The sequence below is a fragment of the Streptomyces sp. NPDC005303 genome (assembly GCF_040607335.1).
Classification (GTDB): Bacteria; Actinomycetota; Actinomycetes; order Streptomycetales; family Streptomycetaceae; genus Streptomyces.
This window is the reverse complement of sequence record NZ_JBEXGM010000037.1, coordinates 49652-76447: the sequence shown is the minus strand read 5'-3', so window position 1 is coordinate 76447 and position 26796 is coordinate 49652. Positions and strand designations below refer to the sequence as shown.

The window sequence follows — 26796 nt, the reverse complement described above, 5'->3', positions numbered from 1 at the left end:
CAACGGCTCGATCACCGCCCACGATTCATCGGTCAGCTCATGACGACGCACCACAAACAGACCAACGCACCAACCACTTTGCGGACACGACCTAGCCTTCGGGGCCGAGCGCCGGGAGTCTTGTACGAAGACGCAATCGCAGCGGAGGAACTCCAGCAGTGTCCGAACCGGTCGACCAGCCCGGCGAGTACCTCGGTCGGCCGGTCGCGTCCTTATGCGGCTTCGCATCCCCTGCCCGCGGCTGCCGTGAGGGTCCACAGCCTCGATCCGGGGTCCCGTTCCAGGCGCATGACGACGTCGTCCTCGAAGTCCCCGACATCCTCCGGCACGGTTCGGTCCCCTCCGACCTCACGGTCCTTCGCAGATGGCGTTGGTCCACTGGTGCGAGGAGATGTTGTCGTTCAGGGTCTCGCCCTGTCCGGAGCCGGGGTTCAGGAAAACCCACTGTGACAGGTCGGCGTAGTACCAGCCAGCATCGATGCAGGCGTCCGTGCCACCGTAGCCGGTGTCCCAGTAGACCATGACGTTCGGGTAGGAGCCCGGGTAGCCGCGGTTCTCGATCGAGCTTGCCTGGTTGCGCATGTTCCCACCGGGCGAGCAGGTGGTCCAGTTGGTGTCGTCGCCGAGCCAGCGGCAGTACTTGCCCGTTCTGTTCGCGCCCTCCCAGGCGTAGAAGTAGCCGTCGGCGGCCGCTGCCGACGGCGCGGCGGTAGCTGTGGTGGCGGCGGACTTCGAGGCGGGGGTGGGCGCGGGGGCCTCTGCTGCGCCGGCGACCCCCGATGAGGCGAGGATGCTCAGGCCCGCGAGGACGAGCCCCGTGAGGCCGGTGCCGATCTTCCTGGGTGATGCAGACATGACTGTCTCCCTGATCGTGGCTTTCGTGGTCGCGCGGTCAGTGACCGGACAGAGAGGCGCGGGCCCGCGGAAGTGCGGCCCTCTCCAACTGGAGGCGGCTGTCCACCGCCGCGCGGTACTTCTTCTGCAGGCGCTTGTCATAACGGGCGTCCAGCCGCTGCGCGGTGGCGGACAGCCCGGAGCTGTGTGCGCACCGTGCTTCGTCGACCGCCGTACGCACTTCCTCTTTGTGGTCCTTGGCCTTGTCCGAGGCGAATGCCGCGCGGGCCCGGCTCGGATCCGTGTAGCGGTGACCGTGTCGGTGCATGCACGCCGCCCATTCCCGCGTGGATTCGCGGAACTGTGGATCGGCGAAGACGTCGGCCCGGCGGATCGACGCGAGCGAGTTGGTCACCGCCTTGGCCCGGAACAATTTCCCGAGGCCGCCGTAGAGCTTTCCCTCTGTCTCCGCCAGGCAGCCGTCGGTACTGCGCCCCGCGGTGGCGCCGGTGGGCAGGCGCACCTCCAATCCTCCGGTTTTTCCGCTGTAGGCGTCGACCGCCTGCGTCCTGCGCTGCGGCGGCAGACTTTGCAGGTAACGGCGGTTCGGATCAGTGCGCCGCACTCGGTCGATGCGCCGCCGCACGTCGCTGCCGTACCCGTGCCGCTGGGCCCAGGCCACGTCGTCCACCACGTAGGGGAACGATTTGTCCTCGGGCACTGGATTCTCGGGTACCTTCCACACGTGGAACCCTTTGCGGGCCATGCAGCTTTGCACCATGGCCTGTTCGGCGTCGTACAGCAGCGACTTCTCCCGCGCCGTCAACGGCCATGCCGTTCCCGCAGGCTGCATCCCAGCCGGCTCGTCTGCCCGCGTCTGTGGACCTTTCCCGTTCGGGACGCAGGCGCCCATAGCAAGGACCACAAGTCCCGAGACGGCGGCCAGCAACAGGCGTCCGAACGCGGTGTCCCTCGTGTTGCCCATCGAGTCGTCCCCTTTTGGTCCGGCCTGCCAGCAGCGGCCTGCAGCGGTTCTCGAAGTTGGGTCGCTCCTGACACTGCCCAACCGATGCCGCATGCCCTTGTCTGGAAATGCGTTCGGCCTCGTGAACGAATGCGTGCGGTGCATGCGGCGACTCCTGCCCATTTCTGAGGGGCGAAGTGTCGTTCTGTCCTGCACCATCGTGGTTGGCGTGCAGGCGGGCGAACAGCTCACGAACCGTTCACCTGTGACCGGTTCGACCGGTCGTCACGCGTCTTGGTCGAACTGCCGCTCGAGCTGATCGGCTTCCTGATCGCGTCCTTGCTGCCGGTACAGGTCGCGGGCTTGTCGCCACACCGCACGGGCCTGGTCGTGCCGGCCGAGGGCAGCGTAGGGATGGCCGAGCCGGTCGAGTGTGTCGGCGGTCTCGTAGGTGTTGTCGAGGTCGCGATAGAGGCTGATGGCTTGGAGGTAGTGCTGGATGGCGTCCTGGTGGTGGCCACTGTGGTGGTCGATGTAGCCGAGGCTGTCGAGGGTTTGCGCCTGGCCGGCCACGTCGCGGTGGTACTGATAGAGGGCGAGGGCGGCCTGGCAGTGCTCGCGGGCGGTGCCGTCGTGGTCGCCGAGGAGCGCGGCGTACCAGCCTACGGCGTTGAGCGCGTTGGCTTCAGCGATCGGCTGGTCGAGGCCGCGGTAGAGGTCCCGTGCGCGTCTGGCGTGATCCAGCGCCTGACGGCCGTCCGGCTGGATCGAGGCGAGCGTGTAATGCGCCTGGGCCTGCAGGGCGCGGTCGTTCTGTTGCTCGCTTAGGGCGAGGGCCTGGTTGAGGGCGTCGATTGCCTCCTGGTGGTGTCCGAGTACGACGTGGGCGCGGCCCAGGAGCCGGTGGGTGAGGATCTGGGCGCCGGGGTCGGGCAGTTGGCTCGCGGAGTCGACTGCGATCTGCCACACGGCGAGCTGATCGTGGCGGTGTCCCCGCCGGTAGTGGAAGTCGTTCAGCGTCCAAGCCAGCTTCCAGGCCGTGTCGTGCAACGCGTGTGCGGCGCAGGTGCGCTGGGCGGCGAGCAGGTTGCGATGTTCGGCCTCGAACCAGTCCATCGCCGCCGGGATGTCGGTCAGGATCTGGGGTTGGCGGGCGGGTACCGGAGAGGCAAGTTCGATGGGCTCGCGGTGCGGATCCAGGAGATGGGCCGCGGCGTGGGCGGTGTGGGTGTAGAAGTCGAGCACTCGCCGCAGCGCTGCCGTGCGTTTGTCGTCGGCCACGTCCGCGGTGGTGGCGTAGCGGCGGATCAGTTCGTGCATGCGGTAGCGGCCGGTGGCATCCTGGCTGATCAGCGATGCCTGTTCGAGCCGACGCAATATGCTCCTGGTCCTGCTTCGGCCCAGGCCGGTGAGGCTGCCGGCAGCAGGTAAGCCGATATCGGGTCCCGGTGCGATCGCTAACAGCCCCAACACGTCGGCTTCGACGTCGCTCAATGCGCGGTGGGACAACGAGAGCACTGCGGGCAGGCTCGCGGCGGGATCGGCGTCATCAAGTACGCCGAGTGCGTCATCGCGCAGTTCGTCGGCGAGCTCGGCCAGCAACAGGTGCGGGTTGGTGTGGGCCCGGCCGGCAATGATGCTCAGTGCCAGCGGAAACCCGCCGCACAAGTGGACGAGTTCGCCCACCGCTGCGGGCTCGGCGTCGATGCGTGTGGTGCCGAGCCGGGCGGCGAGTAGGGCGCGGGCGTCAGTGTCGGTGAGGGTGTCGACGGAAACGTGGTGGGCGCCGTGCCCGGTGATCAGACTCGACAGCCGGTTGCGGCTGGTGACCGCCACAGTGCAACTATCGCCGCCCGGCAGCAGAGGAGTGATCTGGGCGGTGTCGGCCGCGTTGTCGAGCACCAACAGCATCCGCTTGTTCGCCACCAGGCTGCGGAACAAGGCTGCCTGCGCGTGCGGCGCAGCCGGGATGCGGTCGGGCTCGACGCCCAGCGCGTCGAGGAATCCGCGCACCGCCACGGCTGGGTCCATCGGGTCGCTGTCCGGGCTGAAGCCCTGCAGGTCGACGAAGAGCTGTCCATCGGGGAACCGGTCGGCGTTGCGGTGAGCCCAGTGCAGCACGAGCCATGACTTGCCTATTCCGCCGGCGCCGGCGAGCGCTGAGATGACCACGGTGGCCGCCTGGCCCGGCCTGACCCGCAATGCGGCGTCCAGCCGGTCAAGTTCGAGCTTCCGCCCCACGAACGGTGCCGGTGATGCGGGCAGTTGACGTGGCGTCGGAACGGCCAAGGTCTCGGGTGCGCCCGTCGCCGCGGACAGCAGTTCGTCCCGCTCGCCCGGCTGCAGTTCGAGCGCTGTGGCCAACTGCCGCACCGACGCGAGCTGCGGGTTACGGCGCCGGCCGGTCTCCAGGCCACGAATCGTGCTGACCGAGACGCCGGACCGCTCGGCCAGGGCTTCCTGGGTCAGTCCCACGCGTAATCGCAACCGCCGAAGCGACGCGGCGAAGTGATCTCCCACAGGAACCTTCCTACCAGGACGATCAGCAACGGGTGATTTCTTTTCGAATCTCATCGAATCGTGTCTGTTCTGCGTCCGCGGCAGCAGTGCCCCGGGCCCCGGGACGGCCTTCAGCCCTGACGGCCGGGTTTACGCCGTCGTTTCCGCCGATGGTTCGGTGCAACTGCGGGAGGTGGCCACGGGTGCTATCCGCGCATCCTCGGGGGCAGTCTCGCCGGAGCGCCGAGGAGGTGGCCTCCGCCCCGTACGGACGGACCCTCGCCGCCCCGGGCTCTGGCGACACCGTACGGCTGTGGGACACCACCACCGGTGCGGGGCTGACCACCCCGACCGCTGACCATCAGGGACGGGGATGATGGACGTGGCCCTCGGCGCGGACGGCCGCACCCTGGTCACCAGCTGTAGCCGGACCCCGTCATCCGCGTCCACTAGTGCCGCATCAGGCAACGTTTGCCCTGTTCAAGACCTCGCGGAGGCGTTCGTCGGCAGCGTGCTTATTCCGCCAGATGATGTAGCGGCGGATCATGCTTCCCTGCTCCTTGTGGCTGGCGTGGTCGGTGCCGTCCAGCGCGAAGTAGCGCAGGGCATTGAACTGGGCCTCGATCCGGTTCAACCAGGAGCTGTTGGTCGGGGTGTGGGTGAACTCGACGTTGTTCGCTTCGGCCCAGTCACGACACGGGTGTCCCTCTTCGTGGTCAGGTGCGGGGAGAGTTGTCGAGCACGATCGCGATGCGGACGTTGAGCGGGTAGAGGCTGCGCAGGTAGCGGCAGAACTCCAGAAATCTCGTCCGGTTCTTCTTCGGCTTGATGTGGCCGTAGAGCTTGTCCTTGCCGAGGTCGTAGGCGGCGAACAGGTGCCTGACCCCGTGCGGGCGGGTGTAGGTCGCACGCCGCCTGGGCCGGGGTTCGCGGTCGGGGTCCTTGTGCCGTCCGCCGCGCTCGGCCCATTGCCGTCCGGGGTGGGGTTGGAGGTTGAGCGGGCCGAATTCGTCCAGGCATGAGACGACTTCGGGTTCGCCCTCCTCGGGTATGACCTCGCTGTCGGCGATGGCGTAGAGGTGCTCGACGCGGGCCTTCTTGGCGGCGTAGCCGGGGTCGCGGGAGGTCTTCCAGGTCTTTACCCGCTGAAAGGACACGTCCTCCTCGCGGAGCAGGGCCCGCGGGCCCTCGTGGCTGATGTCGTCGACCACCCCCTCGGCGACCAAGCCGCCGGTCCGCGAGCCGGGCAACACCTGCCAGGTCGTCGACGGTGCGGCGGTCGCGCCTTGCCGGTCGGTGGCGCACAGCACGCCACGGAGCGGTGAAAGGAGGCCATGGTCTCGACGGGTGGTGGGTGTCAACAGCCGGCCAAGACCGGGGCGGGTTTCTGCGGCTGGGTCGCCACCATCACGCGGGCCGTCCGGCTACACACGTGGACGTCGACAACACGGTAGAAATCCTTTGGCGTCGCCTTGCCGGGCACGCCCGGCACCTGGCTGTGCGACGTCGCCGGGTGACGCGGGGCAGCGGTGACCGGCAGCACGGTCCACGGCATCGACATCCCCTTTCGGGGGGGGCGTCGAGCCCATGAGGACTTCCTCTCGCAGCGCCCCGCCCATCCGCGTACTGATCGCCGACGACCAGGCGATGGTCCGTACCGGTTTCCGGTTCTTCCTGGACGCCCAACCGGACATCACCGTGGTCGGCGAGGCCGCCGACGGCGAGGAGGCGGTGACGCCGGCCCGTCGGCTGCGACCGGACGTGTGCCTGCTGGACATTCGGATGCCGATGCTGGACGGCTTGGCGGCCACCCGACTGCCGGCCGGCCCGAGGCGGCCGACCCGCTGCGGGTGGTCGTGGTCACCACCTTCGACCTCGACGAGTACGTGTACGGTGCGCTGCGCGGCGGCGTCTGCGGCTTCCTCCTGAAGGACTCCGGACCGACCCTCCTCGCGGAGGCGGTCGGCCTCCACCTTCTCGCATCCCGGCCCGCAAGTAAGAGGGACCTTGGCTGGTCGATCACCGCGAGCGTGGACGTGAGCAACGACCTGAAAGCCACCGCCGGCTTCGGCAGCAGCGGTATCGACAGCGCGCGGGAACTCGCCCCGCGCTGCGACAACAGTCTCGCGTGCCGGCACCCGGCTGCGTGCTGCCGTTCCTCGAGCCGTCCTGCACCGTGGACACCGACGCCTACCCGGCGGCCGGAGCCTGACAGGTCACGGCCGTGGTCGCGGATTCTTCTGCACGGTCGGCGGGGCGCGCAGTTCCCTGTGCACCGCCCAGGCCACCGACACCATGGGCACCGCCACGACCGCGCCGACCACGCCGGCCAGGATGGCGCCGGCGATGACGGAGACGGCCACGACGACCGGGTGCAGCCGGACCGCCCAGCTCATCACCAGCGGATGCAGGACGTGGCCCTCGATCTGGCCGACGATGACGATCAGCGCGAGAACCACGATCGCGATGACCGGCCCGCGCGACGCCAGGGCGACCACCGTGGCCACCCCCAACGCGATGGGCGATCCCACCAGCGGGACGAACGCGGCGAAGAACTCCAGCAACGTCAGCGGCAGGGCCAACGGCACGCGCAGCACGAACAGCGCGACGCCGACCAGCACCGCGTTGCTGGCCGCCACGATGACGATGCCCCGCGTGTACCCGGCGAAGGTCCGCCACGCCGTACGGCCCGCGCGGTTGAACGGGTCCCGCGCCGGCTGCGGCAGCAACTCCTGGAACCAGCTCCAGAACCGGTCGCCGGAATGGACGAAGAACAGGGAGCAGAACAGCGCGAGCACCCCCGCGGTCAGCACCTCCACGAGCCGTCCGGCACCGCTCACGGCGCTGCTGATCAGCACGGAGCGGTGCTGGGAGACGAAGGAGTTCACCTTGTCCTGAAGGTTCGACGTCACCGCGGGACTCACATGGAAGGGAGGTCCCTGCAGCCACCGTTCGATGCGCCCGACGCCCCCGCTGAACTCCTCCCCCAGCCGGCCCCACTCGCTCGCCACCAGTTCGCCGACCAGCGCCAGCAGCCCGAGGAGCACCAGCAGGCTTCCCACGACGCTCACCACCACCGCCAGGGTCCGCGGCAGCCATCGCGCCAGCAGATCGGCGAGGGGACGCAGTACGGAGGTGACGACCAGGGCGAGGAACAACGCGACAGCGACCAGCTGCAGACGTCCCAGCAGCACGAAACCCGCGTACACGGCCGCCCCGAGCACCAGCAGCCGCCACGCGTAGGCGGCACCCACCTTCAGCCCGTGGCTGACGGTCACGCCGTCCACGGCCGGGCGCACTGCCGTCGCCGCCCTGCGCGCGACCGCCACCGTCCCGACTCCGCGCGCGGGTCGGCTGCCCAGCACGACGTACCGCATCCGCCGCGGACCACGACTGGCGCCACGACCGCCGCCGGGGCCCGCGCCCGGACGTCGGCGCGACCGACGCAGGGCGTCGCTCACCTGCACGTCACCGCCTCACGTCAGCGAAACCACGCACCTACGTGTCCCCAGAGCAGCCGCCTTCTAAAGACGCATCCCCCATCTGCCCCCGGACGGCTGCAGCCGGGCGATGTCAGCCGTGGCAGGCAGGATGACGGGCATTCCGCGCAGGCGGTGGAGAGCGCGGTCAGGGCCGCGGCCACCTGCTACGAGGGCGGTCCACGGCCTTCGGCAACGATGCCTATGCCCGGATGGGTCGGGGCATCGCCGCGGGGGCCCATCTGATGGAAGAGCCGGGGTCAGCCCGACTGGTTCAGCGGGACGACGCCCTGACCGCTGGTGGCCGGCGTCTTCCGCGTGATCGAATCGGAGTGAGGGCTGGAGGTTCAGGGCCACGATCACGGACCGGCGCTCTTTCTCACTGCGGCCTGATTCTCAGACTCTGAAGAGCGGTTCGTACGGGTGTTCCTCAGGCGTGAAGATCAAAACAAAGTCTTCACCCAGCCGAGTGGCTACTTCCCTCAAGCGAGCCAGGACTTCGGCCAGTTCCGGCAAATCGATGCCAAGGGCTGCGGCAGCGCGGTCCCTCCGGGACACGAGGTCCGGCATGTCCTCCAGATACTCAGCCTCGCACTCGCGACTCTCCTCGTCCGTGAACGTCTGGCAGTCGCGCCACCAGGGGACGACCAGCAGAAGCCGCACCAACTCGTGCAGCCCGACGGCAATCAGAGCCGCACCTCCTTCGGAGTCGGCATACAGGATGGGACGTTCCTCGCCACCTTCACCGCAGAAGAAGTACGTACCCCCAGCACCGTCGCCGGCGAACCCCTCAAGCGCGGCGCCCGAGGCGAGGTGCACTTCCTCCGCATGATCGCCTCGGTCCAGGTCGAAATCACCCGGCCAAGCGAGAAAACGGGCAGCTTCTTCCTGCTCGCGGAGGGCAGCCATCAACGACTCCATGGGCCGCAGCCTACGGCCCACTGCTTCACCAGCCTGATGGGGAAACAGTTACATCTGGGAACCAGCCATGGCCACTGTTCTGCAGGGATGCTGGCGGCCCACACCACACCTGGCCGACAAGGCCACGAAACCGACCCCGGCCCAGCTGCCCAAACGGCTCGGCGGGGGCGTCAGACGCTGATTCGCACCGACTCCGGCGGCGGCACCCACGCCTTCGTTGCCTGACTCGCCCGTCACCTGATGGCCGCACAAACTGATCCAGAGCAGGCTGCGATGCTTCGCAGTAGAATGAGACTGGGTTGGGCTTCGAACAGGGGCCTGGGTGATCGCTGCTGGTGGCACCAGTTCACAACTAGAGGACGGCATGTCTCTGTCCTCCCCTACCCAGCTTCTCCAGCCGTGGTGGACGCCGTGCGCCCTCACGACGGCGAAGCGGGCTTCGCGTGAGGAGCCTGAAATGAACAGCGAATCTTGGAGCATCGAAGCAGGACATCTTCCAGCCGATGCCAACCATCCCGGGCACGGCCTGGGACACGCACCCGCCACGGTCGCGATGTTTCCCTCGGATGGCGACTGGACAAAGGTCGGAGCCGACGACCGAATGCTTTACTGCATGCGGGAACTAGTCGACCGGTACGGTTATCCGCCCGCAGGCGCCGCCGGAATCATCGGGAACTTGTGGGCAGAGTCGGCGATCATACCGAATCGCATCGAGGGCAGCTCGCCATCCACCCCGATGCGAGCGAAGAACTTCGCCGGAGTGACCACGAATTTCACAGCCGTCCAAATCATGGATCGGAAGTCACCTCATCAAGGGCCCAAGCTACCCGGCGTCGGTCTCGCCCAGTGGACTTCCTCCTCTCGGCGGTCAGGACTTTTCAGACACGTTTACAACGGAGCCTCCCTCGGGGTGGATGTCCTGTTCAACATGGACGCCCAACTGGACTATCTCGACAACGAATTGCGTACGAGCTACCCCGGAATCCATCAGGTTCTTTCCAACCAGGCGGTGTCGGTTGAGGCTGCAAGCGACGAAGTCGTTTACAACTTCGAAATTCCGGGGGCCATTCTCAGCGGCCACAGCAAGCTGCCACGCGCCGACGCCCGCGTGCAGACGGTCTTCAAGCAACGTCGCCCACCATCGAACAGGGCACTGACCGCCTACCAGTCAGGTGGCGGCCCCGTCACCTTCGAGCCGTTCCCTGGTGCGTCGTTCTTCCACACCGGACAGAGATCGCCGATCATCGCCGCCATGCACCAGCGGCTCGTCGCCGAAGGCTGCAGCCGGTACCAGTCCAGTGCCAACGCCGACACCTGGGGCCCGGGCGACGTGAAGTCCTTCGCCGCCTGGCAGCGGAGCCTCGGCTTCGAAGGCGACGACGCCAACGGCACCCCCGGCAAGACCAGTTGGGACGCGCTGCGCGTCCCCAACGTCTAACAACGGCTAACACAATGAGGTGGATCGGTCCTGGCTGCCGTGTCCAGAGCGGCAGTTGAGCGTTCGATCCGGTGTGGGGAAGTCGCCGTGGATCGTGTCGGTTGAACTGTGGGACCACTTGGAGCCGCTGCTGCCACAGCGAGAGCGCAGGTTCCGGTATCCCGGCCGCAAGCCCTTGCCGGACCGGGAAGTGCTGTCCGGGATCCTGTACGTGCTGCACACCGGGATCCAGTCGGAGTACCTGCCGCAAGACCTGGGCTTCGGCTCGGGCATGACGTGCTGGCGTCGCCCGCGGGACTGGAACGAGGCCGGCGTCTGGCAGCGACTGCACGAGGTTCTACTCGCCGAGCTCAAGGCGGCTGCGCGTCTGGACTGGTCGCGCTGCGTGGTCGACTCCTCCCACGTCAGAGCGCTAAAAGGGGGAGCCAGACAGGCCCGTCGCCGGTAGACCGGGGGCGGGCAGGCTCGAAACACCATCTGATCACCGACGGGCACGGCACCCCGCTCGCGGTCCTGCTGACCGGGGGGAACCGCAACGACGTCACCCAGCTATTGCCCCTGCTCGACGCGATCCCGCCGGTCCGCGGCCGGGTCGGCCGTTCCAGGTAGCGCACCGCGTCCAGCATCGCACGATGGCAGTACGCTTCCGGCCGTCCGCCACCTCCCTGAAGCCAGCCCGGCACCGGCAGCAGCGGACGGGCCACGGTCCACTCCGCGTCCGTCATGTCGGTGGGATAGCGCCGATCGCGCGTCCCGTTGTCCGCAGCGTTCCCGAACCGGTGCGCGAGACAGTCACACGACGGGGCGACCGGACTGGGCCCGTCGGCGCGAGGGCGTACAAATGCGACAACAGGGCCTCCTGGAAAGCTTGTTGGCGTAGACACCCACCGAGCTACCAAGAGGCCCTGTTCTCCATACCCGGCATCCGCCGCGATCACTCGACCGAGACCCCTGTTCGACCAACATCGCTCAAGACCGGAACGACAACAGCCACTAAGCGCTCGCGCACCGCTGGCGCGTTGGCCAGATGCCGTTCCAGTGCGGGTACTGGCACATCCAGTGCGGCAGCCAGGCGCGGACTCACGCCGTAGCAGCCTTCGGCCGTCAGACCCATCGTGCGGTCTCCTCATCCCCGCGGGTCCGGTGCTGCGGACATACATGCGGCGGAGATCACCGGCATCGGGCTCGGTATCGGCCCAGACGGCCAGGCTGTGGCGGTGAGCGCCGACGGATCCGGCGCCGTGGCGGTGTGGGCCGGGGGGTGACGAGCGGGCGCACGCGCTGCATCAGCATGCGGCGGGTGACCGGGTCACCTCGGTGGCCGTGTGCTCTGGCCCCGCCGACGGTGGGCGGAGGGTGCTCGGCCTGGCGGACGGAGGACTGACGGTCCTGGTCAATCTGCACCAGGCCCCGCGCGTCGCTGCGTCCTGGCGCCTTCCCGGTGGGTGGACCGTCTCGGGGACGTCGGTGCACTTCGACGGGGAGCAGATCGTGGTGTGGGCGGCCGGTGGGGACGGGTCAGTATGGCAGTTCACGGTGACGCCGGACGGAGGCGTCGAGGCGGTGACCATGACCGGAGCGCTGCGGCAGTTGACCAGTCTCAATGTCGCTGCATCACGGATCGTTCTGGGCGGCGGCGCCGGGCAGGTGGGGCTGTGGAGCAGCGCAAACGGGAACACGCTGTCCGGTGATCTTCAGCAGCGCCATGCCCGTCTCCATGAAGGCACGGTCCTTGACGCCATCGCCCTGGACAGCTCGGACGGTGAACAGGTCGCCAGCGTGGGCGAGGATCGCAGGCTCATCGCGTGGTCGGTGCGCCACAGCCCGCGCGACACGCCGCTGGGCGCCGACGATCTACGGTTCACCTGCGCAGCATCCACACCCACCTCGGCAGGCTCTCTGCTGGCCCTGACCCAGCGGGAAGACCGGGGAACCCTGGTCTGGACGGTGGACGAGACATCCTTCACCGAGATCGGTGAAGGAGCCGGTGCGGTGGCATCCATCATCCACACGACCAGTACCGACGGGCGTTCCATCATGCTGCCCGGCCGGCGCGAGCCGGGCGCCGCTCCCCCGCATCCCGCCATCCGCCGCAGGCCGGTCGCGGTCGCTGGTTTCACCCTGCTAGCCGCCGCTCAGCCTCTCGGCGGGGCGGTGACAGCGGTGACAGCCGCCACCTCCGGCGAACTGTCCCAGCACGTCTTCCGGGACGGCCGCTTTGCCACGATCGGCGCCCCCAACAGGGACAGTCCTTGCTATGCGATCTTGCCCTCGCCTCCAGCGGTGCGGGCCTGCTGCTGGCCACCGGCAACGTGGAGGGGTGCATCGAGTTGTGGGCGATACGAGACGGCGTTTTCCAGCAACTGCCCGCCGACAGCAGCGCTCTGGGCGGCGACGCGCATGTGGCCGTCATCGACCCCGGTCTGGAGGACCCGCTGCTGCTCACAGCCAACGCCGTCGACGGCACGCTCGGCTTCCTCACACCGCTCAGCGACCGCGCTGGCGTCGCGGAGCGCTGGCCGGCAGGACACACGCACCCGATCACCGCGATCGCCGGTGTCCGTCACCGCACAGGGGACATCCTGATCGCGTCCGGCGACCGCCACGGCGACGTCCTACTGTGCCGCAGCCGGGCGGACGGCACCGATCCCCGTCCCATCAGCCGTTTGAGTCTGGGCGCCCGTATCCTGGACATTCACCTCGCCCCAGACGGCTCCAGCATGGTCTGGAGCAGCCAAGGAGGCCTCTACCTCACGCTCACGCCGGACCCAACCAGGTTCTAGCCTCCGACGGCCACCGCAGCCGTCACCCGCCTACTCCTCCACGATGCACCAGGCTTACATCAAGCCCGGCCGCCGTCTTTCGGAGTGCACCCGAGGAGCTCCGTCCGCCAAGGTACGCAACCCTCGCGGAGGGATGCCTCGCCCGGCTCGTGGTCGGGGAACCCCGTATCGGTCCGGTCCTGGGACCGGAGCGACTCCACCATGCGTGGATATTGGGGCCGAGTGCGCGATGATTGCTCGATTACGGGACGACTGATCCTTGCTGGGCGGGGGGCTGAGACGGCAGGGCGGAGACGTTCTGGGGTGTCGCGATCAAGTCTCCGGCGCCTGCCACATCGCCAAGCACATAGGCCAGTTGCTGCAGAACCTGACGAAGCGACTCGAGAGCCGCCCGGAGGGCGCCGATCTCCTGCCAGGTATTTTCGTGCTCAACCGAGGAACGGGCAGCTGGTGCGGAGTTCTCCCAGGCCGTGAGCCGCGGATGCCACTTGTTGAGGACAGGCCGTATCGCCCCGTTGAGCACGGTGATGGCGAGGACTCCGAACGACACCTCGTTGTGCGCCCCGGGTGGAGCCACATCAGGTCCGTACCGTTTAAGGATGTCGCGGACCGTCGCGAAGAGGGCATGCATGGAGGTCAGTGCCTCACGTGCGGAGCCCTCGTCCTCCCCTAAGGGAGCGACGGAAACGCGCGTGACGAGTTCGACGTAGAGCTCCCAGGCAGCCCTCCGCTCGGCATCGTCAGGCTCCCACTCACCGCCGATCTCCCCTAGGAACGGAATGGTGATCCTGACGTTCAGTCGCTTCGGCCGCATATGTCCCCCTGCACCTGTCGATGCATCAGATCGTAGATGGGTCAGCGTGACACACCATTGGCCCTCGACCACTCCCGGTAGCCCGATGGGAGTGAGCAGGGCCGGCTGAACGACGTCGTGCATGCATCCGGCTCAAGAGAACCAATACACTGCCGTTCCGGACATCGGTGTGATGCGTACTCCCGGGCGCTCTACAGGCGGAGTTCCTCGATCACGTAATCGGGGCGAACCGCGCTGAGCTCCGAAGCCAGTTGCCCGGCACCGGTTTTGACCAGGGCGGTATCCCAGCCTTGGCTCTGGGCTCCCACCACGTCGGAGGCGACCTGGTCTCCGACCATGAGGATCCGCCTGGGGTCAGCCGTCGCCATCTGCCGGGCACAGACGGCGAATACGTGAGGGCTCGGCTTTCCGAGGTTGTGGCACACGCCGCCCAGCGCCGTGTAGCCGCCGATCACCCCGGCCATCCCTCCATACACGCCGCTGGGGCGGACGGTGTGCAGGTCATTGCTGGGACACACCAGCGGCAGCCCTGCCCGTGCCGCCTCCGTCATCCAGTGCCGGTGCTGGTCCGGGGTGTCCGTCACGGGCAGGCTCAGCATCAGGACCGCGTCGGCCTGTGCCACGTCGTCGACGACCGTCACACCTGTCCCGTCGAGAAGTTGCTCGTCTCCTTCGTCCGCGCACACGAAGACCGTGGAGGGAGTCCGCAGATTTTCGATCGGGTACGTCCCGACCACCCAGTCGTGTACAAGGTCCGCCGAACTGATGAGGGCCCGATAGTGGCTGCGGTCCAGTCCGAAACGTGTCTCCAAACGACGGACATTACGGATCGAGGACTTGGAGGAGTTGGTGAGGATCATCACCTCCTTGTTTCTGCGGGCCATCTCTGTCAGGAACGGCAGGACCCCGTCGAAGAGCCGGTTGCCTTCGTGAAGCACTCCCCATTGATCCAATACGAAGGCGTCGTAGTGGTCGATCAGGTCGGCGAAACCGGCTAGAGCGATCGGCGACCCGTCCGGCGGAAGGGTGGCACCGGCGGCGTTGTCCATCGTGTCCATCCTCTGGTGGTCGGTGCGTTGCGACGGAATTGAATGGGCTCGGCCGGAGTCTCCCCCGCTAGGGACCGCGTTGTCCGTTGGACGGCCCGACCGCAGCGCCAAAAACCTTCCGAGCCGATGCGCCAATGCCATCGCGGTCAGACTGGAGTTGGTTGCTCCCGAGGTGGGCATGACGGACGAGTCGGCCACGAACAGACCGCGCGCCTCGAAGCATTCAGCGTTGGCGTCCAGCACTGCGTGGCGGGGATCGGTGCCGAAGACGGCTCCCCCATGGTGGTGCGCGCTGACCAGTCCATGTCCTTGCGGAGTGGGCTGCAGTACGCGATCTGTGGCATTGAGCTGCCTGGCGAATGCGTGGATGACACGCTCAGCGAAGGCAGCCACGGCCGTGTCGTGGGGGTGTGGCGTGTAGCAGATTCTGGGGACCGGCAAGCCGAAGAGGTTGCGGGTGGAGCCCAGTTCCACCCATTTTCCGTCCCACGGTATTGATTCGCCCTTGAAGCTGACCTTGGCGGTGTAGTGAGTTCGTTCTGCGTCGAGGAATTTGGCCAGGGACCGACCGGTCAGGCCGAGGTTGCGGATGTGGCGGTAGGGCAGTTCTGCGGCGTATCCGTCGTAGAGCGCGAACTTTCCTCCTTTCACTGGGGACTTCGCCCCGGCCGGTTGGTAGAAGTCCTTGACCACTACGTTGGCGAACAGGCCGGCGCGTATGTCGAGTTGGCGGGTGCTGCGCGGGATGTCGGTCAGGAGGTACGCGACCCGCTCCAGGGTGAGGGTGAACGATCTTCCCAGCCGCTGGTGCCGGTTCGGCAGGTCTGACATCAGCAGGATCCGCGTTGTCTCCAGTGCCCCGCATGCCAGCACGACGAGCGGAGCGCTGATCCGCTCGGTGACGGCTGTACCGTCCTTGTCGAGTGTGACGGTCTCGACGCCGCGGACGTCGCCTCGCTCCGTGAGGAGCCTGGTCACTACGGTTCTTCCGGTCAACCTCACGTTGGCTGCGTTGTCGAGGCGTTCCCTGAGCAGGCCCAGCCAGGTCCGCCGGAGCCGAAGCGGCCCGGGGACGGCGCAGTCCGACCCCAGCGCCATCGGATCAACAGGGTGAACGTCGTAGGCCCGCCCGCCCAGAACCGTCTGTCCGACATAGGGGTGCAGGCCTGTGTGCGAGAGCCGGTCGATCATCTGCCGCTCGAAGTCGCTGGCCTCGGGCCGTTCGACGAAGGTCTCGCACTCGACTGTCGCGTACTGGGTGGATGCCATTCCGTAGGACGATCCGTACGGCTGGAGCATCTCCTCCACTGGCCGGTAGTGGCCGACCAGCGTGTTGTAGGACAGTGGCCAGTCGCGGGCGGTGTGCCGGGGCACGTCCCTTAGGAGGGCTGGCATCCGCAGGTCGCTTGCCTGGAACCGCGACAGTTGGCCGTACCAGAGCCAGTTGCCGCCGCCGGCCGGTCGCGCCGACCACCATTTCTGCAGCCGTGACAGCCGACCCTCGCTGTCACGGAACTCTACCCAGTCGTCCCGCACCGGAATGGACAGCCCCGGACTTCGGGACAGGACACGCTCGTCGAACGACTTCCCCAGCCAGTCCGCGCCGGCATCCCCGCGGTCGATTATCTCGATGCAGCCCGAGTGGCTCCCGACTATTTCGTCGATGACCGGGCCTCCGGATATGCCCATGCCGACGATGACTACGTCAGCTGAACGAGTCCAGTGCATGATCGTATCCTATCGCCCTGCGCACGACCGAATTCGAGTAGACGTGGAAATGAAGGCAATCGATCCATGGGCCCTCCTCGGGCAGTTCGGTAGGATTGTCGAGGTCGGCCAGCACGGCACGGGCGATATCCGAGTGGAATTCCTGCGGTATGCCGAGAACGCTGATGGATTCAAGAATGCGTGACGTCGAATTGATCAGACAGCTCCCTCTCACGCGGCGTCGGATCGTAGGCGAGGGGATCGTGCTCCCGGAACCAGTCGAAGGTTGTTGCGAGGCCCGTCTCCAGGGGAATGCCGGCGACCATGTGAGCGGCGGCCGCGATCTTGCTGGTTTGCAGCACCATGCTGTAGTTGCGGAACGGGAAGTACTCGCGTGCCGGGATGGTGGGATCCAGGACGTGCGATACGCCCGACACCGGTACACCTGCTGCTCGGGCCAGATTTGCGATGTAGGCGTCGAAGCTGATCCCGCTGTCGTCGCCGACGTTGTAGACGTCCGGCTCGAGCAGGCCACGGCAGGCGGCCGACACCACTTCGGCCAGGTAGGAGACATGGCAGAACTGGATGGTGGTGGATCCATCACCTGGTACGAAGATCGGTTTGCCCCGTAGGAGCCGGCTCCACAGAAACTGCTCCCTGGGCTCGCTGTTGCCCGGCCCGTACACGTACGGCGGCCGGAGAACGGTCAGCTCCTCGAATCCGCAGCCCCTGAGCAGCCGTTCGCATTCCACCTTGGCCCGGCCGTATTCTCCCCAGACCGGGTCGCCCGTGATCGTGGACGTCTCCGCAAAGGGGGCTTGCGTCGTTCTGCTGTCGTACACCGAGCCGGAACTGATGAACGTGTAACGGGAGACGCCGAGGGCGCGCAGGAGGGGCGCAGTCGTGGTGATGTGCTCGGGTTCAGTGCCAGAGACGTCCACCACGGCGTCGAACCCGTGCGTCAGCACGTGGGCGATCGAGTCCGGGTCCGTCCTGTCGGCGGTGAGTCGGGTTACTCCGTCACGGGGGACGTTCTGCGTGCCGCGGTTGAGGATCGTGACGTGTGCGGAATCGGCGAGTGTCTCCACGATGTGCCGGCCGATGAAATTTGTTCCGCCTAGGACGAGAATTCGCATTTTTTTCCTCTTGAAGAGCGGGGTCAGCAGGGCAGCAATTCGTTGAGCAGCCTGCGGTGACGGTGCTGCTGAGTAAACGACTGACGGTGAACCAGAAGATAGAAATTCATCGTACGAAGATGCCAGAGTATGCGTAGGGAACGGATCTGCCGGGCGAAGAGGTTCAGGTCACGGCCGGTCAGTTCCATGTAGTGTTCGAGCACTGCCTTCTCCTGAGAGGCCGTCAACCAGTCGTAGTGCATCTGGTTGAAATCCGCAGCCGGGACACGGAAACGGGCCGCTTCCCAGTCCACCAGCCAGTTACGGCCGGCTTGGTCGGTGACGATATTGGCATCGCGCACATCTCCATGGCACAGTGTCACGGGCTCCCCCTCGAACAGCGTTTCCGTCTCGCCGATCCAGCCCCGCAGCCGGTCGTCTCCCACTTCTCGCAGCAGCTCGCTGGGAGCCCGTTGAAGTTCGTTCTCGAACAGGTCACGGAGGAACGGCACGACGTCCGTTCCTGCTCCTACGCCTCCGTCAGCATTGCCCAGGCGCTGGCCGGTCACTTCGTGCACGGCTGCCAGGACCGTCGCCAGGCCGGTCAGCGAAGAGGGCGCCGACCAGTCTGTCGGCTCCTCGACCAGGTATTCAAAACCCGCGTACGCTGACTCCTCTCCGCCTTCGCAGAAGAACAACAGCCGGGGGACGTTGACGGACGGTCCGAGCAGACCGTAGACGAACCTCTCCGCGGCGAACGTCTGCCCGTATTCGAGGTCGTGGACGACGCGATGTCGTATGAACACCGGGCGGCGCCTCAGCGTGACGGCGTACGTGTTGTTCAGCGGCCCGGCGGTGATGAGGCGGCCCTCCGCGCAGGCCCGCTCCACCTCCGCGGCCGTGACGTCAGACCAGGCGATCAATGGCTTCCCACTCCTGCTGTGTCATCAGAACGGGCAGCTTGTCGACCGCCTTGAACCAGTAGAAGGACGATCTGATCGGGTTGATGAGTGGCCGGCCGACGGGCAATTCCGCCCCGGCTGCCAAGCGGCAGTAGAGGTCCGGAAGGTTGATTCCGACAGCAGCCAGGAACTCCATCGACGAGTAGAACCGGGCCGGCTGAACCTCGGTGACGTAGGGTGCGCCGTCCTGGCCGTACGTGAAGTCGACGCCGACTGCGCCATGTGGCCGGGACATGGTCTGGCGGACGCTGCGGACTGCCAGGTCGTGCAACTCCTCGTCCCAGAGGGTTCGCTGACCGCTGGTGATGCCGGTGACGCCGGACACCGCGAGGTGTGCATACTTCCAGGCAGTACGCTCACGCAACTGGCTGGCGACGAGTTCTCCGTCGAACCAGACGCCGCTAAACGTTGCCGTGCGGGCCGACAGGCGCTCGGCCGCCATGAACTGGCCCCATCCACCTGCGCTCTCCACCCAAGCATGCGCGAGTGCCGACGCGTCGGTGGCGAGGGAGCCGGCACCGCCCGATCCCCTGGTCCGGCGCAGCCAGATCGCCCCGTGCCTCCTCAACGCCCGGTCCAGGTCTGCTCCGTCCCTCACCAGGACACTGTCCGGCACTGGTAGCCCGGCGTCGGACAGGCACTGGTAGGTATGCCACTTGTCCTCTGCCCGCACGTGATCATCGTGGTCAGGCAGGAACGTCGGAGTATTCACCGACTCCCGTCGCCGCGAGAGGAGCTCGAGCCATTCGTTGGTGTCGGCTGCGTAGACGAGGTCGGCGCCACAGCGGGCACTGATGGTGTTCACCGTGTCCAGGAACTGTTCCGCCGGCCCGGCGGCGACGAGGAAGCGCTCGTCGGCCTCGCTGCTCACGTAGTCCTCGATGGATGTGTCGAGGCCGACGAGCCGGTAGCCGCCGGCTCTCTTCAAGCTGCGTACGAAGTTGAGTCCCGTCCCGTCCCCCGAAGTGACGACGAGGACGGTCATCTTCTCAGAGGTCGGGGACATGCGGCAGCCCGAAGGCCAACGGACGCGATCGGATGGCGTCGCGCAGATCGACCGATGTGTCCGGCTCGCCCGACCACGGGTGGACGGGTTTGTCGAGTGAGGGGTTGACGAAGTACATGAGGGAAACGCGGTCGGGTACCGCCAGGTCGCGTACCTGGTGGTACAGCGGCTGGATGGCCCCGGACGTGAGTCCTGTCATGACTGAGCCGGGCATCAGCAGGACGGACTCGTCTGCGGCCTCCAACGGCTTGATCATGCCGTCGAGTCGCACCTCCAGCCCTGGGCCCGACGCGTAGTGCACCGTCACCAAGTGCCCGTCCTCGTGGAGGTCCTGCAGCAGGTCTCGCTGCGCCGGGGCGGCACAGTAGTTGTTCATCTGCAGATACGACGCGCGGCGGAAGGCGGGAGCGCATGCACCGCCGAAGTGGCGGGCCAGGCGCGTGACGACCCCCTCCACGATGTCGTCGAGGATGGTCCGATAGGCGGCCCATGCCTCCAGCAGCAGTTCCAGACGATCCGCGCCGGGCACCATGTCGCTGCGGTCGCTCCACAGGGCGAAGCATTCGTTGAGATCCGGGCGCTCCGCAGAGACGGAGTACTCCTGGCCCATCGGACGGTAGCCGTGGTTCATGTCCTCCGACACGTGCTGGGCCTTGACCGATTCGGGGAGGGCGAAGAACGCCCGCCCGCCGGCAAGAGCCGACCGGAGCAGGTCGGCCTCGGACGGCTCTAACCGTACCCATGCAAACCCGGTCGCGAGAATCTCCGCCGCAGCCTCATCTTCACGTGATGTCAAGAAGTCCCCCTCTTTCTTCCCGGCCGAGGTGATGCAGCGGCGGCGTGGCGCCGCCGCCGTTCAAAAGGCGCAGGGTTCACGGAGTCAGGGTGATCGTGGACCCCGTCCCCTCCATTTTCGATGAGAGATCTTCGACGATGCCCCGGTTTCCGCCGGGGGCGGTGATGATCTCCAGGCCCATGTCGAACCCGGCGAAGATCATCTCCTGCTTCACGTCGTACTTCGACGCGTCGGCCATGATGACGCGCCGCCTGGAGTTCTCCAGAGCCAGCCGTTTGCCCTGCGCCTGGGCGGCCGAGGTGGTGGTACATCCGCCGGGCCAGTGAATTCCGTTGGTCCCGCACAGCGCAATGTCGAAGCCACCCAGGTGTTCGGCAAGTGCGGGAATGGTGCTCTCGGCGCCGTCCAGCGCCACCACGGTGGCCGCGTTCATCCGCATCCGGCCTCCCACCGAGAAAACCTGGAGCCGGGTGTCATAGTCGTCCAACCCGAGTTCGTTGGCCAGGAGCGCGAACTCTGCCGCCACTGGAGGAGAGTTGGTGACGATGGTCAGCGACTCCCAGGCATGGAACTGCAGGTTGCGACAGATGTTCTTGCACACGTGCAGCGCGGTGGATCCGCCGTCCACGAACACTACGTTGCCGTCGACGATGAAGTTGGTGGCGAACTCGGCGATCGCCTGCTTGGCGGCGAGGGACTCCTGCAGCCGCCAGCTCAGGTGCTCCTCCTCCACGTAGATGCGGCCCCCGGCGATGGTCACTCCCGAGAGCAACTTGCGCTCACGCAGCCGGAAGAGGATGTCGTGCAGGTCCTTGGGAGACGACAGCGGAACCTGACCAGTGGAGACAAGCCGGTCGAACAGCATACCTAGTTGCATCGGGTTGGACTTGCGATGCGGGAGCACGACGGCGCGCACCCGCTGGGCCGTCGCCTGGAGCAGTTCGTCTGCGCGGCCGAGCAGGGCCAGGTCGTTGGCATCCGGCTCGGGCGGCCGCCGAAGACGTTCGATGTCCCGGCTGAGCCAGCCAAACAGCGCAGAGGAGAGTTCGTTGGCAAGACGGTTGGTGTCGGCCTCGGTGTAGCCGTGGCAGCGCAAGAAGAGGCGTTCGCGCAGCCAGTCGAGGTCACCGAGCTCTGCGTCCTCGATGATGATCGGGATGATGAAGGGACGTCCCAGCCTGTTTTCCTCGGCTCGCGCCCATTCGAGTTCCTTGGCCACCCATGTCGACTTGGGCACGGAGTCGTCGACGAAAACGACCAGGAAATCCGTGTCGGTCTGAATGGCATTGCGGATCATGTTCTGGATGGAGTCACCGGCCAGAAGATCCTTCTCATCGATCCATGCATTGATGTGCTCGGGCAGGCCGCTGCGCACTTCACGAACGAGCGGCTTGTTTCGCGTGGTGTGACTTAAGAAGATCCGCACGAAGGCTTCTCCGGACGATCGACCTATAGGACATAGGTAGCAGCGTGATCTCCGGATCCTTCATGATCTAACGCGTCCCGCCGCCCCCCGCAGGTCGAGCGTATCCCACTCTCGCTCAGATGGGACCTTGACGCTTCAAGTTGGGCGGAATCGACTCTGTCGTGGACACCGAACCGGGATTCTGCCTTGCCTGGACACCGTTGATGGTATCGATTCCAGCCCTCGGCGTTCGCCGTCCCGTCCGACGGAAGGCAAGATCGACGGTCCGCGCTACCTACGCAAGGCGGAGAACAAACCCAAACCCTCCAGCGGGAGTTGGTTCGCTAGGCCAAGGGAGCGAAGAACCGAGCGGAGGCCGCGTCAAGGCCGCTCCTGTCCGGACCCTCAGCGGGCGCGAGGCCATCTCCGCCTGCTCCGCCCTGACGTTGGTCATCCAGGCGGCTCCTTCGGGCCCAACCGCCGTCCTGGGGGCGGATTTCAGGGGTGTCAGCCGCGGCCAGCGCCTCCAGTGCGGCATTCCACCGGGCGCGTCCCCCACACCGAAGGCCGCCCGTACGCAAACCATGCCTGGGCGCTGGTGTGTGACTGAGCGCTGCAGCTGGCAGGTTGAGCGCTCCAGGCGCCTGGTCGTCCCGTCCGGGAGCCCGGAGCTGGGGCCCTCGGGCCTCAACCTCGGCACGGTATGTCCTATGGGGACTTCATGTCCGGTTAGCAGTCTTTGGCTTGCTCTCGGACGTGATCTTGTGCTCTGATCCTCACCATGTCAAAGCTGTGCGCCTCCGGTGACGGAAAGCCCGCGACGCGGATGGGCGGCACGAGGTGCCAAGCCTGCTACCGCTACTTCCGGAAGCACGGAACCTTTGAGAGGGGCGGCCCCCGACCCCCGATCAGCATCGAGGTGGTGCTGCAGACCGTAGAGCGCACGGACTCGGGATGCCTGGTCTGGAAGGGGATGACGGACAAAGACGGCCGCCCGCTGTACTACGACGGTGACCGCTACGCGGCAGGCGAGAACCCGCTCGTCTACGTTCAGCGCTGGGTGTTCGAGCACCACTCCGGCACGCCGCTCACCTCGGGACAGACAGTCACACGCAACTGCGAGAACGCTTTGTTGTGCGTCCATCACGAGCACGCAGCCTTGTGGCGGAACCTGGGAAGCCGAGCCTTCGTGAAGGCCAGAAGTGATCGGGCTACCGGCAACGCCACTCTGGCCGACAGGTGCGCAAACGGGCATGAGTTCGGCAACGACAACATCGCCTACGTAAACCCGAGGACAGGCGCCCGGAGCTGCCGGCGCTGCACGCGCGGCTCGAAGTTGCGTTCACGCGGGATAGACCCGGAGACGGTGCCGTACAAGCCTTATCGCCAGGGCGATACGCAGTGCCGATCAGGCCACGCGTACGCCTTGTTCGGCTTCAAGAACCGCGGTGAGGGCCGCATATGCAACGAATGCGTCCGGATCAAGAACGCGAAGGGCAACCTGAAGAAGGCCTATGGCCTGACGTTCGGGGACATCGCCCAGATACTCAAGGACCAGGACAATGCCTGCGCCACATGCCTGGCCCCCTTCAGCAAGGTCGACCCCGCCAACTTCCGGATGGGCGACGCCAACGTCGATCACTGCCATGCCCGCGGGCATCACCGCGGGCTGCTCTGCATGGACTGCAACATCGCGCTTGGCAAGGTCAAGGACAACACTGACACGCTCAGCAGGATGATCGACTACCTGAAGGCGTGAGAGACCTGAGCAACGCCGTACCGATGCGGAGCGCGGCTGGTCCAGCTCCGTATACCTGGTGATCGTGGTGGCCTTGTCCGGGTCTACGGTCTTCACGGTGCGGCCGAACAGGTCGTAGGTGTAGGTCCAGGTTGCGTTGTCGGTCCGGTGACGGTGCTGGGCTTGCCGTCTCGGGTCGGCGTGACGGGGGCACCGGCTCCATGCACGAGAGCTTCCACGTCGACGACCCCGCGACCTTCACCCGCCCGTGGTTCGGGTGGGGCGACGCCCTCTTCGCCGAGCTGCTCCTCGACGTCACGGAACGCTCGACGGCAGCCCGGCACCCTCGCCTGTCCACCACCGAACCGCCCTCACGGTAAGGACACTTCCGACCTCCCGGCGCCGGCGGTCGCTACGATCTGCGGCGTGTGCGCAAACATTGTGGTCGCCGAAGACGACGCGAAGCAGGCCGAACTGGTGTGCCGCTACCTGGAGCACGAGGGTCACGCCGTCACGGTCGTCGAGGACGGCCGGACGGCTCTCGAGACGGTCCGGTACCAGGAACCCGACCTGGTCGTCCTCGACGTGATGATGCCCGGGGCCGACGGTCTCGACGTCGTACGGATCCTGCGCGCCGAACGCCGGGAGGTGCCGGTGCTGATGCTGACGGCCCGCAGCACCGAGGATGATCTGCTGCTCGGCCTCGACCTCGGCGCCGACGACTACATGACCAAGCCGTTCAGTCCGCGTGAACTCACCGCCCGGGTAAGGACGTTGCTTCGCCGTAACCGGCGCGACCCCGGCCCGGCTCCGGCGACCGTACCCGCCCCCGCTCCCGCCTCGGAGCCGGAAGCGGCCCCGGACGACGGGGTGTTGACGGTCGGCGCGCTCAGGGTCGATCCCTCGCGGCACGAGGTGTCGGTCGCCGGGACGCCCGTCGAGTGCACGCCCGGTGAGTTCCGTATCCTCGCGGCGATGGCGGCCGAGCCCGGCCGGGTCTTCACCAGGGCACGGCTCCTGGACGAGCTGCACGGCTTCGACAAGTACATCAGCGGCCGGACCGTCGACGTGCACGTCATGAACCTGCGCAAGAAGATCGAGCGCGCCCCACGACGGCCGGCCCGCCTCATCACCGTCTTCGGCGTCGGCTACAAACTCACGGACCCCGCGAAGAACGTGCGCCATGCGTCGTCCTGACAGGGGAGGTGCGGCGGGGGCCGCCCGGCTGCCGCTGCGCAAGAGCCTGGCGGGGCGGCTGTTGACCGTGACGGCGCTGGTGGCCTCGTGCTCGGTCGCCGCGACTGCCTGGCTGGCCGTGCAGACGACCTCCGTCGCGATCCGCCAGGAGCAGGGGCAGAACCTCAAGTCCGACGCGAAGATCTACAACACCCTCCTCGGCTACGCGGCCACCCACCCCGACTGGGACGGCGTCGACACCACGGTGCGAGATCTGGCCCAGGAGTCCGGGCGCCGGATCGTGCTCACCACGCCGGGCCGACGCCCGATCGTGGACTCGGCCGACTCGCGCTCAGCGGGCGGCGGTTCGTCCGACGATCTGCTCGCTCAGCAGGCCTCGGCGGTCGTGGATCCACGCTCCGTCGACACCGTGCTGGTGCCCGACGCGGCCAAGGCCGGCGCCGACCGCGTCGATCCACGGGCCGTGGGGCCCTTCCGGCTGCCCGCGAAGGAACACGACGCACTGCGGAAGGCCGCTGCCGGGAGGGTGGAGTGCCTCAGCCAGATGGGTATCGCCGCCGACGTCGTCGAGAGCCCGGGCGGACGGCCCCGCGTCCAGTTCGTGAGCGACGAGACCGAGGGGGGGACCGACAGCGTCACCGACCGTGACATGGAGGCCAAGTGCTTTGCGTCCTACCCGGTCGGTCCCACCGCGACCGAGCGGAAGGCCCTGAGCGCCCTCAACCAACTGGCTGACGCCTGTCTGAAACGGCAGGGTCGCACCGCCGTGAAACTGAACCTGGACCTGTCCTGGGACCGGAGTTACGCGTACCGGCGGGACGACGCGGTCTCCGGCGCCGAGGACGGCCTCAGCGATCGGGAGGCGAAGGCCCTGGCCGCCAAGAAGGCGGAGGACGCCGCGACGGCCGAACGCAAAGCAGCTTCCGGCGGCGCACTCGACTACGCCCCCGCCGAGATCCGCGACAGCGCGTACGACCGGGCCGTGGCCAACTGTGTCGAAAGCGCCCGCCGGGAACAGCTCACGGGATATGTCGCCGAGTCCGCACTCCTGTTCATCGACGGCCCCGGTGCCGCCGGCGTGCCTGGCTTCGACCTCTCCCGCGCCAACACCGCACGCATCGCCGGTGTCACCGCCCTGGTCCTCGCCCTCACCGTCGGCGCCTCGGTGCTCGCCGGAGCCAGGCTCGTACGCCCGTTGCACGCGCTCACCGGCGCCGCCCAGCGCATGCGGGAGGGCCTGGACGCGACGCCGGTGCCCGTGCCCGTCGTCTCCGACAATGAGATCGGACGGCTGACGGCGGCCTTCAACGACATGGCCGCGCACCGGGCCCGCCTGGAGGAGCAGCGCAAGGTGATGGTCAGCGATGTCGCCCATGAGCTACGGACGCCGCTGAGCAACATCCGGGGCTGGCTGGAGGCGGCCCACGACGGACTGGCCGTGCCGGACCCCGCGTTCGTCTCCTCGCTCCTGGAGGAGGCGGTGCAGCTCCAGCACCTCATCAGCGACCTCCAGGACCTGGGCGCGGCCGACGCGGGCGCCCTTCGGCTGCACCGGAAGCCGGTACGGATCGACGAGCTGCTCGGCCAGGTCGCCGCCGCGCACCAGGGGTTGGCCGAGACGGCGGGCGTCATCCTCACGGTCCTGACACCGCCGCCAGGCACCCCTCACCCACCGCTCCTCGACGCCGACCCCGTACGGCTGCGGCAGACCGTCAGCAACCTGCTCTCCAACGCGGTGCGCCACACCCCGGCCGGCGGCACGGTGACCCTGCGCCGGTACGTCACCGACCCGGGAGACGAGCTCGCCGTGGAGGTGTCCGACACCGGCAGTGGCATTCCGGCGGGCGACCTCCCGTACGTGTTCGACCGTTTCTGGCGGGCGGAGAAGTCCCGCAATCGCAGCACCGGCGGCAGCGGCCTCGGCCTGGCGATCGTCCTCAAGCTCGCCGAGGCCCACGGCGGCACGGTGGACGTGGCGAGCACGGAGGGGGAAGGGGCCACCTTCACCCTGCGGCTGCCGACAGCCGAGGCACGGAAGCCGGAGGGCACCGGTCGACCCTGATGGGATGACGACAGCGCTCTGACAGTT

Annotated in this window: 19 protein-coding genes and 5 pseudogenes; 8 read left to right on the top strand and 16 right to left on the bottom strand. The window is 67.2% G+C overall.

From position 1 onward, the window contains the following. Nucleotides 1-348 precede the first annotated feature (348 nt). The 5 genes and pseudogenes from ABZT93_RS34745 to ABZT93_RS34725 all read right to left on the bottom strand — a co-directional run bounded on the left by ABZT93_RS34745 (nt 349) and on the right by ABZT93_RS34725 (nt 5852). The gene (locus ABZT93_RS34745; RefSeq protein WP_356112189.1) at nt 349-855 is read right to left on the bottom strand and encodes a peptidase inhibitor family I36 protein; all 507 of its coding nucleotides are present in this window, start codon (nt 853-855) and stop codon (nt 349-351) included. A 37-nt stretch (nt 856-892) separates the two neighbouring features. Beyond that, nucleotides 893-1819 carry a hypothetical protein gene (locus tag ABZT93_RS34740; RefSeq protein ID WP_356112187.1) on the bottom strand — a complete coding sequence of 309 codons (927 nt, stop codon included), beginning with the start codon at nt 1817-1819 and terminating at the stop codon, nt 893-895. Nucleotides 1820-2083: 264 nt separating this feature from the next. Continuing rightward, nucleotides 2084-4372: a helix-turn-helix domain-containing protein gene (locus ABZT93_RS34735; RefSeq protein WP_356112186.1), complete on the bottom strand. Its 2289-nt coding sequence runs from the start codon at nt 4370-4372 to the stop codon at nt 2084-2086. Nucleotides 4373-4757: 385 nt separating this feature from the next. Further along, a pseudogene (locus ABZT93_RS34730) lies at nt 4758-5523 on the bottom strand (transposase); the annotation flags it as partial. A 131-nt stretch (nt 5524-5654) separates the two neighbouring features. Next, a complete protein-coding gene (locus ABZT93_RS34725; protein WP_356112183.1) occupies nt 5655-5852 on the bottom strand; it encodes a hypothetical protein in 198 nt (65 codons plus the stop codon). Nucleotides 5853-5884: 32 nt separating this feature from the next. On the opposite strand from ABZT93_RS34725, the pseudogene ABZT93_RS34720 reads away from it, so the two are divergent. After that, nucleotides 5885-6261 (top strand): annotated as a pseudogene (locus ABZT93_RS34720) (response regulator transcription factor); the annotation flags it as partial. Between the two features lie 252 nt (nt 6262-6513). On the opposite strand, the gene ABZT93_RS34715 reads toward ABZT93_RS34720, so the two are convergent. Continuing rightward, nucleotides 6514-7674 carry an AI-2E family transporter gene (locus ABZT93_RS34715; protein ID WP_356112181.1) on the bottom strand — a complete coding sequence of 387 codons (1161 nt, stop codon included), beginning with the start codon at nt 7672-7674 and terminating at the stop codon, nt 6514-6516. 498 nt (nt 7675-8172) lie between these two features. Then, complete coding sequence (locus ABZT93_RS34710) at nt 8173-8697, bottom strand: hypothetical protein (RefSeq protein ID WP_356112179.1); 525 nt, start codon at nt 8695-8697, stop codon at nt 8173-8175. A 457-nt stretch (nt 8698-9154) separates the two neighbouring features. Between ABZT93_RS34710 and ABZT93_RS34705 the strand changes: the two genes are divergently transcribed. Continuing rightward, complete coding sequence (locus ABZT93_RS34705) at nt 9155-10135, top strand: phage tail tip lysozyme (protein WP_356112177.1); 981 nt, start codon at nt 9155-9157, stop codon at nt 10133-10135. A gap of 73 nt (nt 10136-10208) precedes the next feature. Further along, a pseudogene (locus tag ABZT93_RS34700) lies at nt 10209-10735 on the top strand (IS5 family transposase); the annotation flags it as partial. A 334-nt stretch (nt 10736-11069) separates the two neighbouring features. Here the strand turns inward: ABZT93_RS34700 and ABZT93_RS34695 are convergent. Then, nucleotides 11070-11249: a hypothetical protein gene (locus ABZT93_RS34695; protein ID WP_356112175.1), complete on the bottom strand. Its 180-nt coding sequence runs from the start codon at nt 11247-11249 to the stop codon at nt 11070-11072. A gap of 1138 nt (nt 11250-12387) precedes the next feature. Between ABZT93_RS34695 and ABZT93_RS34690 the strand changes: the two genes are divergently transcribed. Further along, entirely contained in the window at nt 12388-12918 is a 531-nt protein-coding gene (locus ABZT93_RS34690; protein WP_356112173.1) for a hypothetical protein, read from the top strand. 241 nt (nt 12919-13159) lie between these two features. Here the strand turns inward: ABZT93_RS34690 and ABZT93_RS34685 are convergent, their stop codons facing one another. From ABZT93_RS34685 to ABZT93_RS34655, 7 genes are all read right to left on the bottom strand, one after another. Beyond that, complete coding sequence (locus ABZT93_RS34685; protein ID WP_356112171.1) at nt 13160-13732, bottom strand: hypothetical protein; 573 nt, start codon at nt 13730-13732, stop codon at nt 13160-13162. A 191-nt stretch (nt 13733-13923) separates the two neighbouring features. Continuing rightward, nucleotides 13924-16509 (bottom strand): TIGR01459 family HAD-type hydrolase, encoded by a 2586-nt coding sequence (locus ABZT93_RS34680; protein WP_356112169.1) that lies wholly within the window; start codon nt 16507-16509, stop codon nt 13924-13926. 170 nt (nt 16510-16679) lie between these two features. Continuing rightward, complete coding sequence (locus ABZT93_RS34675) at nt 16680-17624, bottom strand: NAD-dependent epimerase/dehydratase family protein (RefSeq protein ID WP_356112167.1); 945 nt, start codon at nt 17622-17624, stop codon at nt 16680-16682. 23 nt (nt 17625-17647) lie between these two features. After that, on the bottom strand, nt 17648-18526 hold the full coding sequence (locus ABZT93_RS34670; RefSeq protein WP_356112165.1) for a phosphotransferase: 879 nt from the start codon (nt 18524-18526) through the stop codon (nt 17648-17650). After that, complete coding sequence (locus tag ABZT93_RS34665) at nt 18510-19550, bottom strand: ATP-grasp domain-containing protein (protein WP_356112163.1); 1041 nt, start codon at nt 19548-19550, stop codon at nt 18510-18512. The genes ABZT93_RS34670 and ABZT93_RS34665 overlap by 17 nt, the downstream gene beginning before the upstream one ends. 4 nt (nt 19551-19554) lie before the next feature. After that, the gene (locus ABZT93_RS34660) at nt 19555-20367 is read right to left on the bottom strand and encodes a 2-oxoglutarate and iron-dependent oxygenase domain-containing protein (protein WP_356112161.1); all 813 of its coding nucleotides are present in this window, start codon (nt 20365-20367) and stop codon (nt 19555-19557) included. A 76-nt stretch (nt 20368-20443) separates the two neighbouring features. Then, nucleotides 20444-21793, bottom strand: coding sequence for a TIR domain-containing protein (locus ABZT93_RS34655; protein ID WP_356112160.1), 1350 nt, complete (start codon nt 21791-21793; stop codon nt 20444-20446). Between the two features lie 901 nt (nt 21794-22694). Here ABZT93_RS34655 and ABZT93_RS34650 point away from each other — a divergent pair. Continuing rightward, nucleotides 22695-23531 carry an endonuclease domain-containing protein gene (locus ABZT93_RS34650; protein ID WP_356112158.1) on the top strand — a complete coding sequence of 279 codons (837 nt, stop codon included), beginning with the start codon at nt 22695-22697 and terminating at the stop codon, nt 23529-23531. Between the two features lie 72 nt (nt 23532-23603). Here ABZT93_RS34650 and ABZT93_RS34645 read toward each other — a convergent pair. After that, nucleotides 23604-23681 (bottom strand): annotated as a pseudogene (locus ABZT93_RS34645) (hypothetical protein); the annotation flags it as partial. Between the two features lie 32 nt (nt 23682-23713). Here ABZT93_RS34645 and ABZT93_RS34640 point away from each other — a divergent pair. From ABZT93_RS34640 to ABZT93_RS34630, 3 genes and pseudogenes are all read left to right on the top strand, one after another. After that, nucleotides 23714-23890, top strand: a pseudogene (locus ABZT93_RS34640) (glycoside hydrolase family 125 protein); the annotation flags it as partial. 46 nt (nt 23891-23936) lie between these two features. Next, complete coding sequence (locus ABZT93_RS34635; protein ID WP_356112156.1) at nt 23937-24707, top strand: response regulator transcription factor; 771 nt, start codon at nt 23937-23939, stop codon at nt 24705-24707. Beyond that, nucleotides 24694-26769, top strand: coding sequence for a HAMP domain-containing sensor histidine kinase (locus ABZT93_RS34630; RefSeq protein ID WP_356112155.1), 2076 nt, complete (start codon nt 24694-24696; stop codon nt 26767-26769). Before ABZT93_RS34635 ends, ABZT93_RS34630 begins: the two co-directional genes overlap by 14 nt. The last annotated feature ends 27 nt before the right edge of the window (nt 26770-26796 follow it).

Coding starts and splice junctions, on each gene's coding strand:
- ABZT93_RS34745 (WP_356112189.1), bottom strand. CDS start 855: ATGTCTGCATCACCCAGGAAGATCGGCACCGGCCTCACGGGGCTCGTC.
- ABZT93_RS34740 (WP_356112187.1), bottom strand. CDS start 1,819: ATGGGCAACACGAGGGACACCGCGTTCGGACGCCTGTTGCTGGCCGCC.
- ABZT93_RS34735 (WP_356112186.1), bottom strand. CDS start 4,372: ATGAGATTCGAAAAGAAATCACCCGTTGCTGATCGTCCTGGTAGGAAG.
- ABZT93_RS34725 (WP_356112183.1), bottom strand. CDS start 5,852: ATGCCGTGGACCGTGCTGCCGGTCACCGCTGCCCCGCGTCACCCGGCG.
- ABZT93_RS34715 (WP_356112181.1), bottom strand. CDS start 7,674: ATGCGGTACGTCGTGCTGGGCAGCCGACCCGCGCGCGGAGTCGGGACG.
- ABZT93_RS34710 (WP_356112179.1), bottom strand. CDS start 8,697: ATGGAGTCGTTGATGGCTGCCCTCCGCGAGCAGGAAGAAGCTGCCCGT.
- ABZT93_RS34705 (WP_356112177.1), top strand. CDS start 9,155: ATGAACAGCGAATCTTGGAGCATCGAAGCAGGACATCTTCCAGCCGAT.
- ABZT93_RS34695 (WP_356112175.1), bottom strand. CDS start 11,249: ATGGGTCTGACGGCCGAAGGCTGCTACGGCGTGAGTCCGCGCCTGGCT.
- ABZT93_RS34685 (WP_356112171.1), bottom strand. CDS start 13,732: ATGCGGCCGAAGCGACTGAACGTCAGGATCACCATTCCGTTCCTAGGG.
- ABZT93_RS34680 (WP_356112169.1), bottom strand. CDS start 16,509: ATGCACTGGACTCGTTCAGCTGACGTAGTCATCGTCGGCATGGGCATA.
- ABZT93_RS34675 (WP_356112167.1), bottom strand. CDS start 17,624: ATGCGAATTCTCGTCCTAGGCGGAACAAATTTCATCGGCCGGCACATC.
- ABZT93_RS34665 (WP_356112163.1), bottom strand. CDS start 19,550: ATGACCGTCCTCGTCGTCACTTCGGGGGACGGGACGGGACTCAACTTC.
- ABZT93_RS34630 (WP_356112155.1), top strand. CDS start 24,694: ATGCGTCGTCCTGACAGGGGAGGTGCGGCGGGGGCCGCCCGGCTGCCG.